The following is a 16,904-nucleotide window of genomic DNA, read 5'->3' on the forward strand; positions in this document are numbered from 1 at the left end:
CGCCTGTTCGAGCCATCATCAAAGCGGATTTGCCTCACCGGATCCGGCTAAACTTTCAAGATGTTAGTCGTGATTCCTAGGGAGAACAGCCATGACTATGAACGTTGCCGATTACGCCCGCGAATGCGCGGCGCAAGGCCTTCGCGGCGACTATTCGGTCTGCCGTGCCGATTTCACCGTTGAGCAGAGCTACAACTACACAGCTGATGAGCAGGCAGTGTGGCGTACTTTGTGCGACCGCCAGACGAAGCTGACCAAAAAGCTGGCACACCGGTCCTATCTCGACGGCGTCGCCACGCTGGGCCTGCTCGACAGGATTCCGGATTTCGGTGTGGTCAGCGAGAAGCTGCGCAAGCTTACCGGTTGGGAAATCGTCGCCGTGCCGGGCCTCATTCCCGCACCGGCCTTCTTCGTCCACCTGGCTGCCCGGCGCTTCCCGGTGACCAACTGGCTGCGGACGAAACAAGAGCTCGACTACATCGTCGAGCCGGATATGTTCCACGACTTCTTCGGCCATGTGCCGGTGCTGACCCAGCCGGTCTTTGCCGATTTCATGCAGATGTATGGCGAGAAGGCCGAGCATCTGATCGCGCTCGGCGGCGACGAGATGATCAGCCGCCTCTACTGGTACACCGTCGAGTACGGGCTGATCCAGGAGGCCGGCCAACCGTTGAAGGCTTTCGGCGCCGGGCTGATGTCGTCCTTTGCCGAACTTCAATTCGCGGTTGAAAGCAAGGACGCGCATCATGTTCCCTTCGATCTGGAAACGGTAATGCGCACCAGCTATGAGATCGACAAGTTCCAGCGCGCCTATTTCGTGCTGCCGTCCTTCGACGTTTTGCGCGATGCCTTCCACAACGTCGCCGACATGGCAGCGATCATCGGACGCCACAAGGGCAAGCCGGCGCTCGACCCGGCTAAACTTTAGACGCTGGCCCGGCTCGGACGCTCGCAGCCGATCGGCGCGGGCGTTATTGGTGGCGCGCTGTGATGGCAATCCATCGGCAGGCCGGGTGAGCCGGGCTTCTAGACGCCTGATGGCGTGCTCAGGCCGCTTCGGAAACGTCCCTGTCCAGGATGGTCAGGTTGCGGCCGCGATCCTTGGCCTGGTAAAGGCGGCGGTCGGCGACACGCATCAGATCCGATACGCCGGCATCCTCGCCGCAGGTGACACCGCCGATGCTGACGGTGAGGGGTATGACCCGCTCATCGACGGGACGGAAGCGGATCAGCTCGACTTCACGGCGAATGCGTTCAGCGACGCGTTTGGCTTCCTGTTCGGTGGCGCCGACCAGAAACGCACCGAATTCCTCGCCGCCGATGCGGCCGATCACGTCGCCGCTGCGCACGCCGCGCTCGATCGCGCTTGCAATCAGGAGCAGCGCATCGTCGCCGGTCAGATGGCCGTAGCTGTCGTTGATGAGCTTGAAGTGATCGGCGTCGATGATCAGCAACGCACCGCGATCGGATTTACGCCGGGTGGCCTCGAGGGCGGCGAAGAAGCTCTCGCGGTTGAGCATGCCGGTCATGTCGTCGCGGCTTGCCTTCTCCGACAGGCGCCGATGCGCAGCGGCGAGCTGGGCATGAGCGCGGGCGAGGTCGCGATGAGCGCCTTTCAACCTCTCGCCCTGCCAGAACGTGTAGGCGCTGGCGATCCAGGCGAGCACCAGCGGGCAGACCGTGGACGTCAGCCAGATCGTGCGGTTGATCGGAAAGCCCATTGCCGGAACGACGATCAGCGTCAACAACAGCGAGACCGCGAGGGAGGCGAAAGCGACGGCGGCAGACTTCAGAAATATGCGGCTCATCGCTGGTTCCCCCTGGACCGTCTGTGTGCCAGCAAGCCCTGAATGGCACCTTTCGGCGATGCCTAAAATTTGAACCATCGCGCGATTTTCGCCACCCGTGACGCGCATAAGTTGTGGATAAAGCCTCTGCCAAAGGCATTGTTTCGTGCCATAAGGGGTTGCATGACCACGCTCCCGGATCCCGCCCGCTTTGCCCACGTCACCGACTGGGTGTTCGACCTCGACAACACCCTCTATCCGCACCATTCGAACCTGTTCTCGCAGATCGACGTAAAGATGACCGCCTATGTCGGAGAACTGCTGACGCTGCCACGCGACGATGCCCGCAAGCTGCAGAAGGAACTCTACCGGGAATATGGCACGACGCTGAACGGTCTGATGGCGCGCCACGGCATCGATCCCGACGACTTTCTCGAGAAGGTCCATGACATCGACTATTCCTGGCTGGTTCCCGATCCCGTTCTCGGCACCGCCATCCGCCAGCTTCCCGGCCGCAAGTTCATCTTCACCAATGGCGACCGCAGGCATGCCGAACGCACCGCGCGCCAACTCGGCATCCTCGATCATTTCGACGACATCTTCGATATCGTCGCTGCCGGGCTGAACCCCAAGCCGGCCCGCCAGACCTACGAGAAGTTCGCGGAACTCCACGCGGTCACCGGCCACAATGCGGTGATGTTCGAGGATCTGGCCCGCAACCTGTCCGTGCCGAAATCGCTGGGCATGACCACGGTGCTGGTTGTGCCGCGCAACTTCGAGCCGACCTTCTCGGAAATCTGGGAACGTGACCCGGGCCACGAGGACGATGTGGATTTCGTCACCGACGATCTTGCCGAATTCCTCACCGCGATCGTCGACATCACCGCTTGAGCCATTGCTTCGTAAAGCCGGATCGAAGCCCGCGGCCTAAAGCTGATAGAAGCGGCTGATGATCTCCCAGGCTTCGTCGGCGGTGTCGACGAAATCGATGATGTCCTGGTCGCCAGGGGTGATCGTGCCTTGCTCGGCGAGGAAATCGAGATCGATCGCCCGTTTCCAGAAAGCCTTGCCGAACAGGATCACCGGCACGCGCTCCATGCGGCCGGTCTGGATCAGGGTCAGCGTTTCGAAGAATTCGTCCATCGTGCCGAAGCCGCCGGGAAACACCGCGACAGCCTTGGCGCGCATGACGAAATGCATCTTGCGGACCGCGAAATAGTGGAAGTTGAAACAGAGCTCCGGCGTCACATAGGCATTCGGCGCCTGCTCGTGCGGCAACACGATGTTGAGGCCGATCGACGGGGCGCCGACATCGTCGGCGCCGCGGTTGCCGGCTTCCATCACGCCGGGTCCGCCGCCTGTCACCACGACGAATTCGCGATAATAGGAGGTGGCCGACTGCTGCGAGCAGAGCCGGGCGAATTTTCGCGCTTCCTCGTAATATTTGCTGTTTTTCTCGAGGTTTTCCTTCTGCGTCTCGTTCTTGGCCGCCCAGGCTTCACCGCCCGGCTCGGGTATGCGCGCCCCGCCGAACAGGATGACGGTCGAGCCGATGCCGCGCTCGGCCAGGATCATCTCCGGCTTCAACAGTTCGAGCTGCAGCCTGACCGCGCGCAATTCGCGCCGTGTCATGAAGTCGGGATCGTTCCATGCCAACCGGTAGGTCTCGGCACGCGTCTGCGGCGTGTCCGGCACGCTTTTCGACCGCTCCAGATCCTCGTCCGAATGCGGCAGCGGCGTCCACCCCGCCTTTTCCATAGGAGTCATATTACCTACCCGTCCAATTATTCAGTTGCGCCGTCCCGCGACGCAGCCGCGATTGACCCTCACCAAGCCTTCACATAGGGTCCGGCGACTTTCAAAACAGGTTAAGGTGCGGCCCCTTAACAGCTTGGTAATGGAGCGAATTCATGTCAAAGCCCGATCTGGCGAGCCTCGAAAAGACCATCGAAACCGCCTTCGAGGAACGCGAGACGATTTCGACGGCAACCCGCGGCGCAGCGCGCGACGCCATCCAGGCGGCGCTCGACCTGCTCGACCGGGGTGTTGTCCGCGTTGCCGAGCGCCAGGCCGACGGCACATGGCATGTCAACCAGTGGCTGAAGAAAGCGGTGCTGCTGTCGTTCCGGCTCAACCCGATGGAGATCATCAAGGGTGGTCCGGGCCAGGCCGTGTGGTGGGACAAGGTGCCATCGAAATTCGACGGCTGGAGCGCCATCGATTTCGAGAAGGCAGGTTTCCGCGCCGTGCCGTCGTCGATCGTGCGGCGCTCCGCCTACGTCGCGCCAGGTGCCGTGCTGATGCCGTCCTTCGTCAATGTCGGCGCCTATGTCGACAGCGGCACCATGGTCGACACATGGGCCTCGGTCGGCTCCTGTGCCCAGATCGGCAAGAATGTGCATCTGTCGGGCGGCGTCGGCATCGGCGGCGTGCTGGAGCCGATGCAGGCCGGCCCGACCATCATCGAGGACAATTGCTTCATCGGCGCACGCTCCGAAGTGGTCGAAGGCTGCATCGTGCGCGAGGGCTCGGTGCTCGGCATGGGCGTCTTCATCGGCCAGTCGACCAAGATCGTCGACCGTGCCACCGGCGAGGTTTTCTACGGCGAAGTGCCGGCCAATTCCGTCGTCGTCGCCGGCTCGATGCCCGGCAAGCCTTTGCCCAATGGCGAGGCCGGTCCCAGCCTCTACTGCGCCGTCATCGTCAAGCGGGTCGATGCCAGAACCCGTTCCAAAACCTCGATCAATGAACTGCTTCGCGATTGATCTTTTCAAAAAAACGGACCTACCCGCTTGCTCGACAGACCTCGATTTCTATGGCTTTTCTTCAGCCTTTCCGGGCGAGTGAACCCCAGCGCCTATGTTTTGGCGGGTCTTTTGCCGCTCCTCACTCAGCTTTTCCTGCTCTACCAGTTCTCGCGAACGCCGTTGGGCACTGCTGCAAGTCAGTATTGGGCGCTCGCCTGGTGGATCGCTGTGGTCGTCTCGACATGGTCAACGTTTGCGCTAACGGCGAAGCGGTTCCATGATTTCGGCAAGCCTACCTACTACGCATTGATCTCTCTCATCGTCGGCGCCATTCTCCTTGTCATTCTGGCCTTTTTCAAAAGTGATCCCGGACCCAACCGCTACGGCAAACGCACCAATGCGCCGGCCGAATCCTGAGCGCCGGGCGGGTCTCTAGCCATGCGCTACCGCACGCTTGATGCGAAACTGATCATCGAAACTGCCGAGCGACTGGAAAAACGCGTCGCCGAGCGGTTTCCCGATACCGGCTTGCGTGGCGTCGCCATCGAACTTGTGTCGCTGTCGCGTGATCTGGCCAAGGCGGCGAAGGCGCTGGAAGCGCCGATCTGGTGGCTGCGCGGCGTCGTCATCGTCACCATTGCCGCCGGCGCGGTGATGTTCCTGTTCGTCGGCACCATCCTGCCGCTCGGCCGCATCTCGGGAACCCACGACGCCATCCAGTCGGTGCAAGGCATCGAATCTTTGATCAACATGATCATCCTCGCGATGCTCGGCTTCCTGGCCTTGATCCGGACCGAGGAGCGCATCAAGCGTAAGCAGGTGTTTCGCAAGCTTCATGGCTTGCGATCGCTGATCCATGTCATCGACATGCATCAGCTGACCAAGGATCCGGCAGCGCTTTCAACCGATTTCAAGCCGACATCGCATTCACCGGCACGCATAACCGACCGTGCCGATCTCGCGCGCTACCTCGACTATTGCTCCGAAATGCTGTCGATCACCGGCAAGATCGCCGCGCTGTTCGCGCAATCGGTCAACGACGATGTGGTCGTCGATGGCGTCAACGACATCGAGTCCCTGGGCTCCAATCTGTCGCGAAAGATCTGGCAAAAGATCACGCTGATCGACGGTCCATTGCGGTCGGCTCGTCCAATTACCTAAGCTAATCTTAATCACCTTGGTCCAGCATGCCCTGTGAAGACTGTGTCGACCGGCACGGAGCACTCGACTGGCACACGACGAACCCCTGGCCAACCCGAAAACGCGCGGAAAGCGAAGCGCCGGCGCGCGGCTGTTCGCCTGGTTTTCTTCACCGATCAGAGCGGAACCGGAAGCTGTCCGCGCGCGGCTTCTCGACACCACTTTCGAGCGCAAATTCGCTGTCCTGTTCGGCACCATCAGTGTCCTGGTGCTGGCAGTCGGCGCCGCGGTCGTCACCGGCGACCGGTGGCCCTACGCCTGGATGGCGGCCGACCTCATTCTGTTTGCCGTCCGCTTCCTGCTGATGCGGGAATGTGAGCGGACCCGCAAGCGCGGGGGAACGGGGCCGCTGGCGGGCCTCATGGCCGCCGGTGGGTCATGGTCGTTGATTTTCGGCCTCGGCTGCTATGGCTGCGTCGTCAGCGGGGATATGGCGCTTGCCGTGCTGGCTGCCCTGAACGTCGCAGGCGTCGTCGGCGTGGTGTCATCGCGCAACGCAGCGACCCCGCGCTACGCCATATTCGTCATGCTGGCCGTAAGCCTGCCTTTCCTGGTTGGCGCGCTGTTATCTCCGGCGCCCGGAATGTCGATCGTCGGATTTCAAGTGCCTTTCTATGTGGCCGGCGTCATCATCGTGCTGCTTCAAAATCATGCGATCAACGCCCGCATGATCCGCGCCGAACTGGACAATCGCGATCTGGCGATCAAGGACGCGCTGACCGGCCTGCCAAACCGCATCTTCCTTCAGGAGAAACTGCGCGGCATGTGCAGCGAGCTTGCGACGCCGGCAGCAAACGGCGGCAGGCCGTTTGCCGTTCTCAGCATGGACCTCGACGGCTTCAAACACGTCAATGACCGCTTCGGCCACGCGGTCGGCGACATGCTGCTGCGCAAGGTAGCCGAACGATTGAAGCGCGCTTTCCGACCGGGGGATGTGGTCTTTCGCATCGGCGGTGACGAATTCGTGATCCTGCTGCCCGACACATCCGAGATCGAAGCCACCATGCTGGCAAAGCGGGCCATTGAGAAGATTTCGGTACCTTTCGACCTTGGCGTGGGCACCGCAATACGCATCGGGTTGAGCATTGGAAGTGCCTTCTCGCCTGCCGACGGCGGCGAGCCGGAACTTCTTCTCACCTGCTCCGATCACGCGCTATATGAAGCCAAACGCACCGGAAAGGGCCGTTACCGGGCGCACGTGCGGGCCGCGAACTGACCACAGCGATTATTGGGCCTTTGTCGCTCAGTCCATGCAATATCCCGTATCCCGCCTAAGTGCGTCGCGTCTGAAGCGACTCCTGCGACGCACTTTTAAGCCTTTGTTTGTTTTATGCGCATTTGCCCAAAACCGCTGCGCCCGCACGGGTCAAGCCCGAGGCCATGCCTTTTGGGCGACATGCATCAGGCCTGCGACAATACGCCATGAAAACCATAGTGTCGGCGGGATGGCTGGCCCTTATGTCTGGCCGTGACAGGCCTTGCGCTTTCGACTAACGCTTTTGCCCATGACGTTGCCGACCGATCCCGCTGGAAATCTCGCCGCCCTCATCTGCTGCCCCTCCGTGACACCCATCGAGGGCGGGGCACTGAGCACGCTGGAAACAATGCTGAAACCACTCGGCTTTTCCGTCGAGCGCCCGTTGTTCTCGGAGGACGGCACGCCCGATATCGAAAATCTCTATGCGCGGCGCTCCGGCAACGGTCCGCACCTGATGTTCGCCGGGCATACCGACGTGGTGCCGGTCGGCGACGAGACCTCATGGACGCATCCGCCTTTCGCTGCCGAGATCGCCAAGGGCGAGATGTTCGGTCGCGGTGCCGTCGACATGAAGGGGGGCATCGCCTGTTTCATCGCCGCCGTGGCGCGCCATCTCGAGTCGAAAGGCGGCCTGAAAGGCTCGGTCTCGCTGCTGATCACCGGCGACGAAGAAGGGCCGGCCATCAACGGCACGACAAAGCTGCTCGAATGGGCGGTCGCCAAGGGCGAAAAATGGGATGCGTCGATCGTCGGCGAGCCGACCAATCCCGATGCGCTGGGCGACATGATCAAGATCGGCCGGCGCGGCTCTTTGTCCGGCAGCATCATCGTCAACGGCCGCCAAGGCCACGCCGCCTACCCGCAGCTTGCCGACAATCCGGTGCGCGGCCTGATGACGCTGGTCGACGCCTTGCTGCAGCCAGTCTTCGACAAGGGCACCAAGGACTTCCAGCCGACCAATCTGGAGGTGACCTCGATCGACGTCGGCAATCCGGCCACCAATGTTATTCCGGCAAAGGCGACCGCCACCTTCAACATCCGCTTCAACGACACATGGACCGCCGAGACCATCCAGGCGGAAATCCACAACCGTCTCGACAAGGCGGCGAAGCGAAAGAAATACCGGGCCGGCAAGACGACGCCGGTCGATTACGAACTCGCCTGGCGCGACCGGCCGAGCCACGTCTTCCTCACCCGCGACGAGCGGCTGATCGAAGCACTGAGCGGTTCGGTCAAGGCGGTGATCGGCAGGAAGCCGGCGCTTTCCACCTCCGGCGGCACCTCCGACGCACGCTTCATCAAGGATTATTGTCCGGTGGTCGAGTTCGGGCTGGTCGGCAAGACCATGCACATGGTCGATGAACGCGTCGCACTTGCCGACCTCGAGACGCTGACGCAGATCTATCAGCGCTTCATCGAAGACTGGTTCGAGCAAGGCGCATCGTAATCATGCTTTCGTCGGATGAAACCTATGCTTCGCTCAACGGCGCCTGGCGACTGATGCTCGGCAAGGCCGATGGGCTGCGCCAGTTCGACCTTTCGGCCGACGGTTTCTGGAATTCCTTCTTCGCCATCGTCGTCGCGGCACCGGCGCTGATCGTCGGTTGGGTCGGCCTCGCCAACGAGATCGGCGATCCGAATGCATTCGCCGGACGCTTCAGCATGCTGATCCGTCTGGCGACAGTCGACATCGGCGTCTGGGTGTTGCCGCTTGTCGGCCTTGCCCTCGTCGCGCCGCGCGCCGGCATCGGCGGGCGCTTCGTCCACTATGTCGTCGCCAGCAACTGGGCGTCGGCGATCATCGCCTGGATGATGCTGCCAGCGGCGTTGATCAGGCTTTTCCTGCCGTCCACCAACGAGTTCGCCGTACTGGCGTCGCTGCTTTTGTTCGCGCTGTCGATGATCCTGACCTGGCGGATGACAAACGTCGCCATCGGCAGGGGCGCGGCTGTCGGCAGCGCTGTCTTCGCCGGAATGTTCGTGGCGTCGCTGGTCGTTCTGTTCGTGCTGCAGGCGCTGCTCGGCATCGTCGCGCCGAGCGGAACCGGCACTTGAAGCATCCAATTGAATTTGTCCGAATTCCCGGTGTGGTTTCGCTTGCTGACGTTGGCGCCGCCCCTCACCTGCCTGCCGGCTGCCCTCTCCCCGTATAGTGACGGGGAGAGGGCAGCTCTCATCAACGATTTTGCCAACCACAGACGTTGCAAGAAGGATGCTGCGGCTGCGGCAGCCTCTTCTCTCCGCACTATACGGGGAGAAGTGCCCAGCAGGGCGATGAGGGGCAGCGCCAACTCCCACAATTGGTTGAAGACGACGAGGACTGATTTTTACTCAGTCGTGAGCCGCCTGCGGGTAGTCCACACCGATAAGAAAAAGTCCGTCGGGCGGCGCCACCTGGCCACAGGCTGCACGGTCGCGCGCGTCGAGCGCCGCTTTCAGGTCGGCAATTGTCCAGCCGCCTTCGCCGACGCGCTTCAGCGAGCCGACCATCGAGCGCACCTGATTGTGCAGGAACGAGCGCGCCGAGGCTCGCACTTCGATCATGTCACCCAGCCGACTGACATCCAGCCGGTCGAGCGTCCGGACCGGGTTGTCGGCCTGGCACTGGGTCGATCGGAACGTGGTGAAATCATGCCGCCCCAGCAGCACCTTTGCCGCTTCGTGCATGGCCTCGGCGTCGAGCCGCTTCGGCACCCACCAGATCTTGCCCTTGTCGAGCGCCGCCGGCGCGCGCCGGTTGACGATGCGGTAGAGATAGTGGCGGCCGATCGCCGAGAAACGCGCATCGAAGCTAACCGGCACCACAGCCGCCTTGAGGATGGCGATGCGCGCCTTGGCCGTTTGCAGGTGGGCGTTGACGGCATCGCGCACCTTGTCATCAGGCCACGCCCTGACGAGATCGACATGCGCCACCTGACCGGTCGCATGGACGCCGGCATCGGTGCGGCCGGCGCCGCGCAGCGAGACCTGTTCGCCGCAGAATTTCTCGATCGCCTGTTCGATCGCCTGCTGCACCGAAGGCTGGTCTGCCTGGCGCTGCCAGCCGGCATAGAGGCTGCCGTCATATTCGATGTCGAGGCGAAAACGCGGCATTCCTAAGAAGGATGAGGTTAGGCGGCGAGCGCGGTGCCGAAAGCCGAAGCGTAGACCAGCTTGCCGGTCTCAGGCGCTTCGCCCCAGACCAGCGCCTGCAGCGCTTCGCCCTGGAACTCGCTTTCGAATTTTTCGGCGCGCGCGTGACTGTAGCCGAAGCGGCCATAATATGCGGGATCGCCAAGCACGACCGCCAGCACCTCGCCGGCATCCTTCAGGCGGATATGCGCCTCGCGGACCAGCGCACCGCCGATGCCGGTGCCATGGAATGACGGCTCGACCGCCAGAGGCGCCAGCGCCACCGCCGGAAAGCTCTTGCCGCCGTTCTGCACGTAAAGCCGCGAAAACAGAATATGGCCGACCACCTGTCCATCATCTTCCGCCACCAGTTCGACGACGGCATCGCCGCCGCTGACCAGCGCGTCGACCAGGCCGGCCTCCGCCTGCTGGCCGAATGCGTGTTCCTCGACCAGGCGGATCGCCTCGCGGTCCCGCGGCGTTGCCGCGCGTATCGACATCATGCTCATGAGAATTTCGTTCCTTTTTCGAGCTTGGCCCCGCGCAGAAACTCCTGCGCGGCAATGGGCCTTCCGCCCGCACGTTGAACTTCGACCAACCTGATCGCGCCTGACCCGCAGGCGACCGTCAGCCGGTCGTCGAGAATTCCTCCCGGCTCGCCGGCGCCTTGCGAAAGCGTCGAGCGAAGCAGTTTCAGCCGCTCCAGGCGGCCGGCAATTTCGATCTCGCACCATGCGCCGGGAAAGGGCGACAGGCCGCGAATATGATCGTGGACCTCGCCAGCAGGCCGCGTCCAGTCCACGCGCGTCTCCGCTTTATCGATCTTTTTGGCATAGGTCACCCCCTCCGTCGCTTGTGCGGTAAAAGTCAGGGCATCCCGTTCCAAACGAGCCAGCGCTTCCGCCATCAGCGCGGCGCCAATGTGCATCAGCCGATCATGCAGTTCGCCGGCCGTCATATTGGGGCCGATGGCGCATTTTTCGGCCATCGCCACCGGGCCGGTGTCCAGGCCCTCTTCCATCATCATCACCATCATGCCTGTCTCGGTATCGCCGGCCATGATGGCGCGCTGGATAGGGGCGGCGCCGCGCCAGCGTGGCAACAGCGACGCGTGACCATTGAGGCAGCCGAGCCGCGGCGCCTCGAGAATGGGTTTGGGCAACAGCAATCCATAGGCGACGACGACGGCGACATCGGCCCGCAAGGCGCGGAACGCCTGCTGCTCGGTCTCGTTCTTCAGCGACACCGGCGTCCGCACCTCGAGGCCCAGCCGCTCGGCCTCTCGCTGCACCGGCGACGGCGTCAGTTCCAGCCCGCGGCGACCGGCGGCGCGCGGCGGCTGAGTGTAGACGGCTCCAATCTCATGTCCGGCATCCGCGACCGCCCGCAGCGTCGGCACCGAGAATTCGGGCGTACCCATGAAGATGACGCGCAAGGGCATTTTGTTCCGGGTCCGGTCTTCGTCTGGCGTTAAGTCGGCTCAGTCGAAGTCGCGAACTTTGCGGGTCGGCGACCGAAGTCGCGTTTCCTTTCTGCTTCGATTTCGTTCATGATCTTGGCGAATTCATCGCCAATTGCGTTTTCAGCAGCGAAAGTCGCGCGAATAGCGTCCCATGCCGAAAGACCCGGCTCCAGCCTGGCTTGCGTTTCGGCGACCATGCCTTCGCGCAGAAGAGCTATCGCCTTGCCCGACAGGCTCTGGCCGCTCTTACGCGCTGCCTGCTCGATTTCCCGCTTCAAGGGTTCGGGAATATTTCTGATCAGCATGTCGCTCATCGGCGTCTCCATTTCCTGATCTGGAACAGGGTAGAGGGGCGCTGTCCCGCCAACATCTTCGAAAGGTTCAGCATCAAACTGCGCGAGTATCGCCCTATCCCACTAACTTGCCCGGCGCCTTGCTGCCTGATGGTTTGTCCCTGGCGAGCTTCTTGAACTTCTTCACCACCATGTCGCGCTTCAGCTTCGAGATGTGGTCGATGAACAGAACGCCGTTGAGATGGTCGATTTCGTGCTGCAGGCAAGTCGCCATCAGCCCTTCGGCCTCGATCTCCTGCAGTTTGCCGTCGCGATCGAGATATTTCACCCGCACGGCGGCAGGGCGCTCGACCTCGGCATAGTAATCCGGGATCGACAGGCACCCCTCCTCGTAGACCGAGCGCTGATCGGCGCTCTCAAGAATCTCGGGATTGATGAAGACATGCGGCGCCGGCGGCTCGTCTTCCTTGGCGAGGTCGATCACCAGCATGCGCAGCGGTTCGCCGATCTGGATCGCCGCCAGACCAATGCCCGGCGCATCATACATCGTGTCCAGCATGTCATCGGCCAGTTTGCGCAAAGCGCCGTCGACGCGCTCGACCGGTTTCGAAACCTGGCGCAGGACGGGATCGGGAAGGATGATGAGCGGCTTGATCGACATGGCGTCTCACCTAAGACCTCGCACGAAAAGCGTCAACCGGGGCATTTGCAGCGGCGTTCACGTTTTGATCTGTGTCGTCAGGCCGAATCATCTATGCTGTCCGATATGAACGACCTGACCACCATCCTGTCCGAACCGATCGCCCGGCTCGGCGCCACCACGATCACGCTCGGCCACGCGCTGGCATTCGGCGCGGTCCTGTTCCTGGGCCTGTTCGTGGCGCTCGTCGTCGCGCTCTGGCGCTCGGCCAAGGCGCGTGCGGTGGCTGCCGCGGAAGCCGCCGACCACGCCCGCGACGCCGAGGCGCGGATGGCCGGCATCCTGGCAAGCCAGGCCGAGATGCAGGGCCGCATGGGCGCCATCGCCGAAGTGTTCGGGGCGCGGCAGGCCGAACTCACGCAGTCGATCGGCCAGCGTCTCGACGCGATGACCGGCCGTCTCGGCCAGACCATGACCGAGCAGACGAAATCGACGCATGAAAGCCTCGCCAAACTGCAGGAGCGGCTGGCGGTCATCGATACAGCGCAAGGCAACATCCAGTCGCTCGCTAGCCAGGTCGTGCAACTTCAGGCAATCCTCTCCAACAAACAGACGCGCGGCGCCTTCGGCCAGTCGCGCATGGAGGCGATTGTCGCCGACGGCCTGCCGCACGGCGCCTATGAATTCCAGGCGACCCTGTCGAACGGCAGCCGGCCCGACTGCCTGGTGAAGATGCCGAACGGCGCGCCCGCACTCGCCATCGACGCCAAGTTTCCGCTGGAAGCCTGGAATGCCATCCGTGCCGCCGAAGGCGTCGATTTGCAGAAGGTCGCCGCACAAGCGTTTCGGCGTGATATCGAGGTGCATGTCCGCGATATTTCCGACAAATACCTGATCCAAGGCGAGACGCAGGACACCGCCTTCATGTTCGTGCCGTCGGAATCGGTATTCGCCGAGATCCACGAGAATTTCGAGGGGATTGTCCACAAGGCGCACCGCGCCCGCATCGTCATCGTCTCGCCGTCGCTGCTGATGCTGTCGATTCAGGTCATCCAGGCGATTCTCAAGGACGCCCGCATGCGCGAGCAGGCGCATCTGATCCAGGGCGAAGTCATCCGGCTGATGGAGGATGTCTCGCGCCTCGACGAGCGGGTGCGCAAGCTGCAGAGCCATTTCGGCCAGTCGGCCAAGGATATCGACGATATTCTCGTCTCGACCTCGAAGGTGACCAAGCGCGGCCAGAAGATCGAGGCGCTGGAGTTCGGCGCGCAACCGGCGGAAGGCGACGTCGGATCGGCGGCCAACGCGAAGACCGAAGCGGGTGCGCGCGTCGCCGACTCCAAGACCGGCCAATTGAGGCTAAGGGTGGTCGAAGGAGACGACTGAGAGGCTACTGCTCCTCGACGATCATCGTGCCTTCGAACTCCGGCAGCCAAGGCAGCGCCGAGCGGTGCCAGATCTGTTTTCTCGGGATCAGTTGTTCGCGCTGCCGCGCCGTGCCGACCCTGATGCCATAGACTTTCGGCCCGTCGCCAACCGACGTGGCATAGAGGTGCGTACCGCACTCGCCGCAAAAGGCCTGGGCGCGCCTGGCGCCGCTCGCTGCGGTCTTGATGTAGATCTTCGGCGTGCCCTTGGTGATCCGGTAGCGCTCCTCCGGCGCCGGCACGGTCACCCGAAACGCTGTTCCGGTCAGCTGCTGGCAATCGATGCAGTGACAAATACTGGTCTTGTCCGGATCGACCTCCGCCTCGTAAGTGATGGCGCCGCAATGGCACCCGCCGTCGATTTTCATCTTCGCTCCTCCCTTCAGCGCGCCTCGACGCGTTGGAGCTTAACGGCGCACCGCGAAGCTCCACACAGGCATTCACAACGCGGCAAACCATCCGCTGGTTCAAGGCTGCTGCGCCGACGCCTCTTCGATGACTTCTTCCGTCCAGACCTTGAAACCGGCCAGCATACCCGGCCCGAAGATATGGGTCAGCGGCACATCGGCCGCGTCGCGGCCGGAGGCGATCAGGATGCGGCCGATGCGCGGCGCATTGTTGCGCGGATCGAAGGCATGCCAGCGACCGCCGAGGTAGACCTCCATCCAGGCGGCGAAGTCCATGTCCGACCAAGGTTTCGGCAGGCCGATGTCGCTGATGTAGCCGGTGCAATAGCGCGTCGGGATGTTCAAGGCGCGGCAGAAGGCGACGGCGAGATGGGCAAAGTCGCGGCAAACGCCGCTTTGCTCTCGATAGGCCTCTGCTGCCGTGCGCGTCGGCCGCGCGTTGCCGTAGTTGAAGATGATGTGGTTGTGGACGAAATCGCAGACCGCCTGCACGCGTGGAATACCGAGCGGTGAGTGGCCGAACAGCCGCCACGCCTCGTTCGCCAGCACGTCGCTCTCGCAGTAGCGGCTCGGCAGCAGGAACAGCAGCGTCTCCGACGGCAGGTCGCGCACCTCGTGCTGCCACGCCACCAGATCGCTCATCTCAAAACTTCCGGGATCGCGGATCACCGCGTCCGTGCCGAAGGTGAAGCGACCAGGCGGGGCGACAAGGCGGTTGCACCAATTGCCGAAACTGTCGCGGTAGCTCTCGATCGGCACCGGTGGGTTGGAAGTCAGGAAATCCGGCCGCTCGAGATCGGACGCGCGGGAATAGTGAACGTTGAGCATCGCGATCAGCGGCGTTTCCTGCGGAAAGTCGAAGCTCATCTCGCAGCCGATATGGATTCGCATTGTCGTCCTGACCGTCCTGCCGGATTACCACCCGGCGAAGGCACGGGCCGTTGCTGCAGTGCAAAAAAGATCATCGCACGGACCAGCGCGGTTTACGAGCGAATTAGAAACGGTTGACAGCCGACGGCTGGCGCCGGCGCCAGATTATGCCTCTTGCGGTCGGGCGTTTCTCTTGGTTCATTTCGCTTGCCACAATTGGAGGAAACGAATCATGGCTAAAGGTGCGATGAAGGCGGGCAAGGAAGCCCGCAAGCCGAAGAAGGACGCGAAGAAACCTGCCGCTGCCCCGACCCTGAAAGCGCCGCCCGTCAAGGCGACCAAACTCAAGGACAAGTAGGCCTCGGCGTTTCGGCGCAGTCATGACCGACGGCATTCCAGGACCATCGACATTCAGCGACTGGTCCTGAAATGCTGTCGGCGCTGCTGTTGATTGGGCATTTCTAAATCAATGCCGCGAAGACGACTTCGCGCTTTCCGAAAAGACCGGGACGACCCGCAGTCCAATGGAGCGTTCCGATGTCGTGGATTCTTCTCTTCTTCGCTGGCCTGTTCGAGATCGGCTGGGCGATCGGCCTCAAATACACTGACGGTTTTTCGAAGCCGCTTCCGACCGTCCTGACGGTTGCCTCGATGGTCGTCAGTCTCGCCTTGCTCGGACTGGCGCTGAAGACGCTGCCGGTCGGCACGGCTTACGCGGTGTGGACCGGCATCGGCACCGTCGGCACGGCGCTGCTTGGCATCTGGCTGCTCGGTGAGCCTGCGACCGCGATCAGGCTGGCCTGCATCGCACTCATCGTCTGCGGCATCATGGGATTGAAACTCGCGGCGTAAAGCGCGTGCGTCTGAAGGGACTCATGCGACGCGCTTTACGCTCTTTTTTTATGCATGTCGTCGTCCCAAAACCGCTGCGCACTTTTGGGCGACATGCATTAGTTCTTGCTGCAAGGCAGCAGCACAAACGCCTTCAGGGCCGCTGCAAGGCGGCCCTGAATTTGATTGGTGAATCGCGCTTGGAGCGCTAGCGAGCGGAAAAGCCCGGAGGCGTCCGGCCGGTGCGCTGCTTGCGCGCCGCATAGCGCGCGTCGCGCTTGGCTTTGCGCTCGGCCTCGTCGGCAAGCAAACGAGCGATGCGCTCGTTCTCTTCGGCTTCCCGGATCTTCGCTTCCGCCTGCGCCGCTTCTTCCGCAGCAATCCGCGCGGCTTCGGCAGCAGCTTCGCGCTCGGCCTTTTCGGCCGCTTCGCGCGCCAGCTTCTCCTGCTTCAGCCTGGCCTTTTCGGCCTCGCGTATCGCACGGGCTTCGAGGATCGCCTTGCGTTCGGCCTGTCGTGCCAGCACCGCTGGATCGTCCGCTGCCGGCTTTGCCTTGAAGCGCTCGAGAAGCGCCTTCTTTGCCTCGTTTGCGGCATTGCGCCGCTCGAAAACGTCTTTTTCCCTATAGATAGCCAAGTCCACTTCCCTGGAGTCAATTTGCGACGCTTACATACGCGTGAAAACCCAGAGTTCAAGCGCCAAAACGGTATGCCAGCCATGAAATTCTGAGCTGTTGCAGTCGGGAGACGCCTTTTCGGCTGAAACGGACATGCACTGTTCACCATCCGACCCTCTGGCGACGCGGCGGGCTGGTCGCTACCTGTAGCGCGAAAAACAAAACACCAGAACAAAACACCAGGATGACAGATG

General features: G+C 62.4%; 21 protein-coding genes. 11 read left to right on the top strand and 10 right to left on the bottom strand.

Annotation, left to right across the window (positions count from 1 at the left end; all coding sequences use genetic code 11):
• Positions 1 to 91: 91 nt before the first annotated feature.
• Positions 92 to 928, top strand: a complete 837-nt coding sequence (phhA, locus tag AC0L2R_RS04975; RefSeq protein ID WP_128175770.1) for a phenylalanine 4-monooxygenase — start codon at positions 92 to 94, stop codon at positions 926 to 928.
• A 118-nt stretch (positions 929 to 1,046) separates the two neighbouring features.
• Here phhA and AC0L2R_RS04980 read toward each other — a convergent pair whose 3' ends face one another.
• Positions 1,047 to 1,808 (bottom strand): GGDEF domain-containing protein, encoded by a 762-nt coding sequence (locus AC0L2R_RS04980; RefSeq protein ID WP_023801575.1) that lies wholly within the window; start codon positions 1,806 to 1,808, stop codon positions 1,047 to 1,049.
• Between the two features lie 162 nt (positions 1,809 to 1,970).
• On the opposite strand from AC0L2R_RS04980, the gene AC0L2R_RS04985 reads away from it, so the two are divergent.
• Complete coding sequence (locus AC0L2R_RS04985) at positions 1,971 to 2,678, top strand: pyrimidine 5'-nucleotidase (protein ID WP_023801574.1); 708 nt, start codon at positions 1,971 to 1,973, stop codon at positions 2,676 to 2,678.
• A gap of 36 nt (positions 2,679 to 2,714) precedes the next feature.
• Here the strand turns inward: AC0L2R_RS04985 and AC0L2R_RS04990 are convergent, their stop codons facing one another.
• Positions 2,715 to 3,554 carry an LOG family protein gene (locus tag AC0L2R_RS04990; RefSeq protein WP_473507919.1) on the bottom strand — a complete coding sequence of 280 codons (840 nt, stop codon included), beginning with the start codon at positions 3,552 to 3,554 and terminating at the stop codon, positions 2,715 to 2,717.
• 143 nt (positions 3,555 to 3,697) lie between these two features.
• Here AC0L2R_RS04990 and dapD point away from each other — a divergent pair, with 143 nt between their 5' ends.
• The 6 genes from dapD to AC0L2R_RS05020 all read left to right on the top strand — a co-directional run bounded on the left by dapD (position 3,698) and on the right by AC0L2R_RS05020 (position 9,047).
• The gene (gene dapD, locus AC0L2R_RS04995) at positions 3,698 to 4,552 is read left to right on the top strand and encodes a 2,3,4,5-tetrahydropyridine-2,6-dicarboxylate N-succinyltransferase (protein WP_473507920.1); all 855 of its coding nucleotides are present in this window, start codon (positions 3,698 to 3,700) and stop codon (positions 4,550 to 4,552) included.
• A 27-nt stretch (positions 4,553 to 4,579) separates the two neighbouring features.
• A complete protein-coding gene (locus tag AC0L2R_RS05000; RefSeq protein ID WP_027152133.1) occupies positions 4,580 to 4,951 on the top strand; it encodes a DUF805 domain-containing protein in 372 nt (123 codons plus the stop codon).
• Positions 4,952 to 4,972: 21 nt separating this feature from the next.
• Positions 4,973 to 5,695: a hypothetical protein gene (locus AC0L2R_RS05005; RefSeq protein ID WP_473507921.1), complete on the top strand. Its 723-nt coding sequence runs from the start codon at positions 4,973 to 4,975 to the stop codon at positions 5,693 to 5,695.
• Between the two features lie 247 nt (positions 5,696 to 5,942).
• Positions 5,943 to 6,950 carry a diguanylate cyclase domain-containing protein gene (locus AC0L2R_RS05010; RefSeq protein WP_473495110.1) on the top strand — a complete coding sequence of 336 codons (1,008 nt, stop codon included), beginning with the start codon at positions 5,943 to 5,945 and terminating at the stop codon, positions 6,948 to 6,950.
• 289 nt (positions 6,951 to 7,239) lie between these two features.
• Positions 7,240 to 8,439, top strand: a complete 1,200-nt coding sequence (gene dapE, locus AC0L2R_RS05015; protein ID WP_473495111.1) for a succinyl-diaminopimelate desuccinylase — start codon at positions 7,240 to 7,242, stop codon at positions 8,437 to 8,439.
• A 2-nt stretch (positions 8,440 to 8,441) separates the two neighbouring features.
• Positions 8,442 to 9,047: a hypothetical protein gene (locus tag AC0L2R_RS05020; RefSeq protein ID WP_023801567.1), complete on the top strand. Its 606-nt coding sequence runs from the start codon at positions 8,442 to 8,444 to the stop codon at positions 9,045 to 9,047.
• 276 nt (positions 9,048 to 9,323) lie between these two features.
• Here AC0L2R_RS05020 and truA read toward each other — a convergent pair whose 3' ends face one another.
• From truA to def, 5 genes are all read right to left on the bottom strand, one after another.
• Entirely contained in the window at positions 9,324 to 10,085 is a 762-nt protein-coding gene (truA, locus tag AC0L2R_RS05025; RefSeq protein WP_473507922.1) for a tRNA pseudouridine(38-40) synthase TruA, read from the bottom strand.
• Between the two features lie 17 nt (positions 10,086 to 10,102).
• Complete coding sequence (locus AC0L2R_RS05030) at positions 10,103 to 10,612, bottom strand: GNAT family N-acetyltransferase (protein ID WP_473495113.1); 510 nt, start codon at positions 10,610 to 10,612, stop codon at positions 10,103 to 10,105.
• Positions 10,609 to 11,544, bottom strand: coding sequence for a methionyl-tRNA formyltransferase (fmt, locus tag AC0L2R_RS05035; protein WP_473495114.1), 936 nt, complete (start codon positions 11,542 to 11,544; stop codon positions 10,609 to 10,611). Before fmt ends, AC0L2R_RS05030 begins: the two co-directional genes overlap by 4 nt.
• A gap of 29 nt (positions 11,545 to 11,573) precedes the next feature.
• Entirely contained in the window at positions 11,574 to 11,879 is a 306-nt protein-coding gene (locus tag AC0L2R_RS05040) for a plasmid stabilization protein (protein WP_473507923.1), read from the bottom strand.
• Between the two features lie 94 nt (positions 11,880 to 11,973).
• Positions 11,974 to 12,519: a peptide deformylase gene (def, locus tag AC0L2R_RS05045; protein WP_128170220.1), complete on the bottom strand. Its 546-nt coding sequence runs from the start codon at positions 12,517 to 12,519 to the stop codon at positions 11,974 to 11,976.
• A 105-nt stretch (positions 12,520 to 12,624) separates the two neighbouring features.
• Between def and AC0L2R_RS05050 the strand changes: the two genes are divergently transcribed.
• Complete coding sequence (locus AC0L2R_RS05050; protein WP_473507924.1) at positions 12,625 to 13,884, top strand: DNA recombination protein RmuC; 1,260 nt, start codon at positions 12,625 to 12,627, stop codon at positions 13,882 to 13,884.
• 4 nt (positions 13,885 to 13,888) lie between these two features.
• Here AC0L2R_RS05050 and AC0L2R_RS05055 read toward each other — a convergent pair whose 3' ends face one another.
• Positions 13,889 to 14,293 carry a GFA family protein gene (locus AC0L2R_RS05055; protein ID WP_091596532.1) on the bottom strand — a complete coding sequence of 135 codons (405 nt, stop codon included), beginning with the start codon at positions 14,291 to 14,293 and terminating at the stop codon, positions 13,889 to 13,891.
• A 99-nt stretch (positions 14,294 to 14,392) separates the two neighbouring features.
• A complete protein-coding gene (locus AC0L2R_RS05060; RefSeq protein WP_473507925.1) occupies positions 14,393 to 15,223 on the bottom strand; it encodes a transglutaminase-like domain-containing protein in 831 nt (276 codons plus the stop codon).
• Between the two features lie 211 nt (positions 15,224 to 15,434).
• On the opposite strand from AC0L2R_RS05060, the gene AC0L2R_RS05065 reads away from it, so the two are divergent.
• Positions 15,435 to 15,560: a hypothetical protein gene (locus tag AC0L2R_RS05065; protein WP_023801558.1), complete on the top strand. Its 126-nt coding sequence runs from the start codon at positions 15,435 to 15,437 to the stop codon at positions 15,558 to 15,560.
• 179 nt (positions 15,561 to 15,739) lie between these two features.
• Entirely contained in the window at positions 15,740 to 16,054 is a 315-nt protein-coding gene (gene sugE / locus AC0L2R_RS05070) for a quaternary ammonium compound efflux SMR transporter SugE (RefSeq protein ID WP_091596354.1), read from the top strand.
• A 187-nt stretch (positions 16,055 to 16,241) separates the two neighbouring features.
• On the opposite strand, the gene AC0L2R_RS05075 is transcribed toward sugE, so the two are convergent.
• On the bottom strand, positions 16,242 to 16,670 hold the full coding sequence (locus tag AC0L2R_RS05075) for a DUF6481 family protein (protein ID WP_023801556.1): 429 nt from the start codon (positions 16,668 to 16,670) through the stop codon (positions 16,242 to 16,244).
• Positions 16,671 to 16,904: the final 234 nt, after the last annotated feature.

It is taken from the genome of Mesorhizobium sp. WSM4820, assembly GCF_055811075.1.